The sequence below is a fragment of the Lentzea californiensis genome, assembly GCF_024648825.1.
GTDB classification, from domain to species: domain Bacteria; phylum Actinomycetota; class Actinomycetes; order Mycobacteriales; family Pseudonocardiaceae; genus Lentzea; species Lentzea californiensis.
Genome location: NZ_JANBBE010000007.1, coordinates 476,484 through 482,669 on the forward strand (window position 1 = coordinate 476,484; position 6,186 = coordinate 482,669).

Consider the following 6,186-nt stretch of genomic DNA (forward strand, 5'->3'; position numbering starts at 1 on the left):
CCGTTGCACAGCGAACTACATCACTCGGTGAAGCCCATGTTGATGTAGTCGTACGGACGGTTCGCGTACGCGACGGCACCGAAGTTGGCGACGTTGCTCTTCACCGCGACCGCGCCGGGCAGCTGGTACAGCGGCAGCTGGGCGCCCAGCTGCCAGATCTTCTTGTCGGCCTCGTTGGCGAGCTCGAGACGCTTGGTCTCGTCGAGCTCACCGTTGGCCTGCTCGAGCAGCTTGTTGACCTCTTCGGAGCCGATCCGGCCGTAGTTCTGGTTGGTGCTGGCCGGGTCGAGCGTGTAGATGCCCTTGCTGTCCGAGATCGGCGTGGCCGAGGCCAGCCAGCGGAAGCCGGTCATGTCGAAGTTGCCGACGTTCACGAACTGCTTGAAGAAGTCGGTCGACGGCACGGCCTGGATGTCGACCTTGGCGCCGATCTCCTTCAGCTGCGACTGCACGAGCTTCGCGATCTGGTCGGAGGTGGGGTTCGGGGTCGGGATGACGTAGCGGACGACGAGCTCCTTGCCGTCCTTCTTGCGCGTCTCGCCCTCGAGCTTCCAGCCCAGCTCGTCGAGCTGCTTCTTCGCGGCTTCCTTGTCGAACGACGCCACGGACGAGTTGTCCTTGTAGCCGGCCGAGCCCAGCAGGAAGAAGTGGTTACCGGTGACCTGCGCGTCGCCCTTGATCATCTGGCCGAGCAGCGCCTTGGTGATGGTCTTGGTGTCGATGCCGCGCTGCAGCGCGACGCGGAGCTTCGCGTCCTTGAGGATCGACGTGTCCGCACCGTTGAACGTGATGTGCGAGTAGTCCGGCGTGATCGCCTGGCGGATCGTCACACCCTGCATCGACTTGGCACGCGTGAAGTTGTCGATGCTGGAGCCGATGTCGAAGAAGTCGATCTGGCCATTGGCGAGCGCGTCCGCGAGCGCGGGGCGGTCGACCTGGCGGAACGTGATCTTCTCGAGCTTCGCCTTCGGGCCCCACCACGCCGGGTCCTGCACGACGGTCACGAGCTTGGCGGTGCGGTCGATCGTGCCGATCTTGAACGCACCGGCGGTGATCTTCGGCGCGTCGGCCCAGCCCTTGTTGAACTCCTCCGGCGAGGAGGACATGGCCTTCGGGTAGAGCGGCGAGAACAGGCCACCCTGCCACTCGGCGAACTTCTTCTTGAACGTCACCTTGACGTCCTGGTCGGTCGCGCCCTTCTCGACCTTCTCGATGTCCTCGTAGCCGGTGGTGCCGGCGACCTCGAAGGCCTTGTCGGTCCCGTTCAGGGACTTCCACATGGACTCGAAGTCCTGCCAGGACAGCGCGGTGCCGTCCGACCACTTCGCCTTGGAGTTGATCTTGTACTCGACGACCTGCGGGTCGGACGAAGCCAGCTTCGCGTCGTCGAGGACGTCCTTGTTGACGACGATCTTCGAGTCGGGCTGCTGCTTGAACAGGTTCGGCATCACCGTGTCGATCATGCGGCGGCCGTCGGCGTTGGTGCCGTCGAGCTGGTTGTAGTTCCAGTTGTCCGGCAACTGGTCGACCGGCCAGCGGAACTCGCCGCCGTCCTTGACCTTGGCCGCGTCCTGCGGGTTGATGTCCGCTTGGCCGATCGCGTTGTCCGCGCCCTTGAGCCCGGAGTTGGCGTTGTTGCTGGGCCCCCCACACGCGGTAAGCGTGAGGGCGACGACGGCAAGCGCGGTCACACCCACCTTGGTACGTCGACTCACTGTCGTGAACCTCCCTCGTGCCCGGACACCAGTTGCCGGGGACACTGTTCCTTCGTGCTCGCAGGTCTGCTGAGGCGACGGATGCATCAGAGGACCTGACGGATCTGGGCGAAGTGGCAGGCCGCCTCGTGGTCCGGGGCCTGCGTTTCGCGCGGTGGTTCCACTTCGATGCACTGGCGCTGCTTCTCGGGAGGCAGCGACGCGTGCAGGAAGCAACGGGTCCGGAAGCGGCAGCCGGACGGCGGGTTCGCCGGGCTCGGCAGGTCGCCGGTGAGGAGGATCCTCTCCCGCTGACGCTCCTTGACGGGGTCGGGGATCGGGATCGCCGACAGCAGTGCCTGCGTGTACGGGTGGCGCGGCGCCTCGAACACCGAGTCCACCTCGCCGATCTCGATGATCTTCCCGAGGTACATGACGGCCACCCGGTCCGCGATGTGGCGCACCACCGACAGGTCGTGTGCCACGAACAGGTAGGCCAGGCCCAGCTTGGACTTGAGCTCCTCGAGCAGGTTGATGACACCCGCCTGGATGGAGACGTCCAGCGCCGACACCGGCTCGTCGAGCACGACGAGCTTCGGTTCGAGCGCGAGGGCCCGCGCGATGCCGATGCGCTGGCGCTGGCCGCCGGAGAACTCGCCGGGGTAGCGCGACAACTGCTCGGGACGCAGGCCGACGAGCCTCATCAGCTCCGGCACGCGCCGGTTGATCTCGTCCTTGGTGTAGCCGTGGACCTGCATCGGCTCGGCGATGCAGTCGTTGATCGTGAGGCGCGGGTCGAGCGACGCCATCGGGTCCTGGAAGACCACCGACATGTCACGGCGGATCGCGAAGCGGCGCTTGGCGTCCACTTCGGACGACTTCGTGCCGAGCACGGAGATCTCGCCGCCCATGGGCTTCTGGAGGTTGAGGATCTCCATCAGCGTCGTGGTCTTGCCGCAGCCCGACTCGCCGACGAGGCCCAGGGTCTCGCCCTCGCGGATGTCGAACGTGATGCCCGCGACCGCGTGCACGGTGCCGACGCGGCGCTTGAACACCACGCCCTTGTTGATCGGGTACTCCTTGACGAGGTTGTCGAGGCCCAGCACGATGTCGCGCTGCTCGCGCGGGATCTTCGCGACCTCGGGCTCGGCGGCCACCTCGGCACCGAAGATCTCGACGGCGGCCTCGGCGCCCTCGGCGTCGGTCGCGGCGATCTCGTTGGTGCGGATGCACGCGGCGGCGTGTTCGGCGGAGCCGTCGACGTCCATCAGCGGCGGTTCGGCGGTGTGGCAGGCGTCGACGACCATCGGGCAGCGCGGCGCGAACGGGCAGCCGTCGGGCAGGTCCGTGAGCGACGGCGGCTGGCCCTTGATCGGCACGAGCGCCTGCTTCTCGCTGACGTCGAGGCGCGGGATCGAGCCGAGCAGGCCGAGCGTGTACGGCATCCGCGGCTGCTGATAGATCTCGTCGACCTTGCCCTTTTCGACGGCGCGGCCCGCGTACATGACCATCAGCCGGTCCGCGAACCCGGCGACGACGCCGAGGTCGTGGGTGATGATCACGATGCCCGCGCCGGTGACCTCCTGCGCGGTCTCGAGCAGCTGCAGCACCTGCGCCTGCACCGTCACGTCGAGCGCGGTGGTCGGCTCGTCGGCGATGATCAGGTCGGGGTCGTTGGCGATCGCCATCGCGATCACCGCGCGCTGCCGCATGCCGCCGGAGAACTCGTGCGGGAACGCCTTGGCGCGCTCGACGGCGTTCGGGATGCCGACGAGGTCGAGCAGCTCGACCGCGCGCTTGGCGGCCGCCTGCTTGGACACCTTGCGGTGCACCAGGATCGCCTCGGCGATCTGGTCGCCGACGGTGAAGACCGGCGTCAGCGCGGACAGCGGGTCCTGGAACACCATCGAGACGCGGCGGCCGCGGATCTTCGACAGCTCCGCGTCGTTCTGGCCGATGAGCTCACGGCCCTGGAACTTGATGGAACCGGTGATGCGCGCCGAGGACGGCAGCAGGCCCATGACGGCGAGCGAGGACACGGACTTGCCGGAACCGGACTCGCCGACGATGCCGAGGACCTCGCCGGGCGAGACGTGGTAGCTGAGGCCACGCACGGCCCGGACGCGGCCGGACTCGCTCGGGAAGGACACGTGCAGGTCCTCGACCTGCAGGACCGGACCGTCGACGACCGGGTCCGCCGGTGCGTCGAACTGGAGCTCCGAGGTGGTCATCAGGCGGCCTTCTCCTTGGTGTCCTTCTTCTCCTTGCGGCGCACGCGCGTGGAGGTGGGGTCGAGCGCGTCACGGAGCCCGTCGCCGACCCAGTTCACCGCCAGCACGAACACGACGAGGAACCCCGCCGGGAACAGGAACAGCCAGGGGAAGGTCGTCGCGGACTCGGCGTTGCCGCCGATCAGCGTGCCGAGCGAGACGTCGGGCGACTGGACGCCGAACCCGAAGTAGCTCAGGCCGGTCTCGGCGAGCACGGCGGAACCGACGTTGATGGTCGCGTCGATGATGAGCAGCGACGCCATGTTCGGCACGATGTGCTTGGCGATGATCTTGCGCGCGGGCTGGCCCATGAACTTGGCCGCCTTGACGAACTCGCGTTCCTTCAGCGTCAGCGTCATGCCGCGCACGATGCGGGCGGTGATCATCCATTGGAACGCCGCGAGCATCAGCACCAGCAGGAACCACGACTTGCCGCGGAACCACGGGCTCAGGATCGCGATGATCAGGAACGACGGCAGCACCAGCAGCAGGTCGACGACCCACATGAGCGTCTTGTCGGCGACACCGAGGAAGTAGCCGGCGGCCGCACCGACGATCGCGGCCACGGTGGTCGAGATCAGCGCCACGAGCAGGCCGATGATCAACGACTTCTGCAGCCCGCGCATCGTCAGCGCGAACATGTCGGTACCGATCTTGTCGGTGCCGAAGATGTGCTCGGAGTAGGGCGGCTCCAGGAACGCGCTGTAGTCCTGGGTGTCGTAGCTCCACTTCGACAGGAGCGGGCCCACGAACGCCATCAGGTACATCCCGAGGATGACCACCAGGCCGACCAGCGCCAGCTTGTTGCGCATGAAGCGGATGAACACCAGCCGGCCGCGCGTCATCGCCTTGCCCGGTTCGGGCGCCGCGTCGACTGGGCCACCGGAGGCGGCGCCGGTGGTTCCGGCGGCGTCCCCCTCGTTGAGGATCACGGTCACGTCGTCGTCACCTTGCCTAGTTCACGCGGATTCGGGGGTCGAGCGCGGCGTACAGCACGTCGGCGAGCCAGCCGGAGAACAGCACGCACACCGCGACGAAGAGCGTCACCGTGGCGGTGATGTTCGTGTCCTGCGCCGAGATGCCGGTGACGAGCCAGTCACCCATGCCGAACCAGCCGAAGATCCGCTCGGTGAACGTGCCACCGACGACGAGCAGGCCGAAACCGAACGCGAACAGGGTCGCCATCGGGATGAGCGCGGTGCGCAGGCCGTGCTTGAACAGCGCCTTGCGGCGGGTCAGCCCCTTGGCCTGGGCGGTGCGCAGGAAGTCGCTGCCGAGCACGTCGAGCATCGACGAGCGCTGGTAGCGGCTGTAGTAGGCGATCTGGCCGAGCGCGATCGCGAGCGTCGGCACGATCAGGTGCTGCAGCCGGTCGCCCAGGTGCTCGAACCAGTTGCCCTGGAACCCGGGTGTCGTCTCACCGACGAAGATCAGCACGTTCGTGCCGATGGAGTCGTTGATCCCCTGCGCGCCCATCTTCAGCAGCGTGCCCAGCACGAACACCGGCGTGGACAGCAGTATGAAGCTGAACAGGGTCGCGAAGTAGTCGCTGAACTTGTACTGCCGGATCGCGCTCACGACACCGAGCAGCACGCCGAACAGGATGCCGATCGTGATACCGAGCAGGAAGAGCCTCAAACTCACGCCGATGCGCCTGCCGAGTTCGTCCGTGATCGGGCGATCGGTGATCGTGCGACCGAAGTCGCCCTGGACCACACCGCCCATCCACGTGACGAACCGCTGCGGGATCGGCTGGTCGAGGTGGAGGTCTCTCTTCTTCGCCTCGATCGACGCCGCCGGAGGCGGTGGGTTGCGTTGTTGCAGCACCCCGATCGGGTCAAAGGTGGCGGAGGCCAACGTGAACGCGAGGAACGTCGCCACTAGACGAGTAAGTCCTAAGTCCGGGCGGTGTCTGAAGACAGACGAAGGGTGTTCAAGATCAGTTTGTGAGGACCGACCTGAACACCCTTCTGACCGCACTCTACGTCAAGATCGATGATCACTTGGGCAGGCCCGCCCGGACTGGACGACCACCACGGCTGACCGACGCTGAACTGCTCACTCTCGCCGTGGCGCAGGCCTTGCTCGGCATCCGTTCCGAGGCCCGCTGGCTGAGGTTCCTGCCCCGCCATCTGCCCGGTGCTTTCTCTTACCTGCCACAGCAATCCGGCTACAACAAGCGACTGCGCACCGCGGTCCCGCTACTCAAGAAGGTCATCCGG

4 protein-coding genes and 1 pseudogene are annotated in these 6,186 nt (G+C 66.7%); 1 reads left to right on the forward strand and 4 read right to left on the reverse strand.

The genetic code is table 11. The features are described from left to right. Window positions 1-20 precede the first annotated feature (20 nt). From LX88_RS26715 to LX88_RS26730, 4 genes are all read right to left on the reverse strand, one after another. On the reverse strand, window positions 21-1,691 hold the full coding sequence (locus LX88_RS26715) for an ABC transporter family substrate-binding protein (protein WP_258950542.1): 1,671 nt from the start codon (window positions 1,689-1,691) through the stop codon (window positions 21-23). Window positions 1,692-1,801: 110 nt separating this feature from the next. Further along, a complete protein-coding gene (locus LX88_RS26720) occupies window positions 1,802-3,925 on the reverse strand; it encodes a dipeptide ABC transporter ATP-binding protein (protein WP_258950543.1) in 2,124 nt (707 codons plus the stop codon). Further along, entirely contained in the window at window positions 3,925-4,902 is a 978-nt protein-coding gene (locus tag LX88_RS26725; protein WP_211335602.1) for an ABC transporter permease, read from the reverse strand. The genes LX88_RS26720 and LX88_RS26725 overlap by 1 nt, the downstream gene beginning before the upstream one ends. Window positions 4,903-4,918: 16 nt before the next feature. Further along, window positions 4,919-5,845 carry an ABC transporter permease gene (locus tag LX88_RS26730; protein WP_258950544.1) on the reverse strand — a complete coding sequence of 309 codons (927 nt, stop codon included), beginning with the start codon at window positions 5,843-5,845 and terminating at the stop codon, window positions 4,919-4,921. A gap of 65 nt (window positions 5,846-5,910) precedes the next feature. Here LX88_RS26730 and LX88_RS26735 point away from each other — a divergent pair. Then, window positions 5,911-6,186 (forward strand): annotated as a pseudogene (locus LX88_RS26735) (IS982 family transposase); the annotation flags it as partial.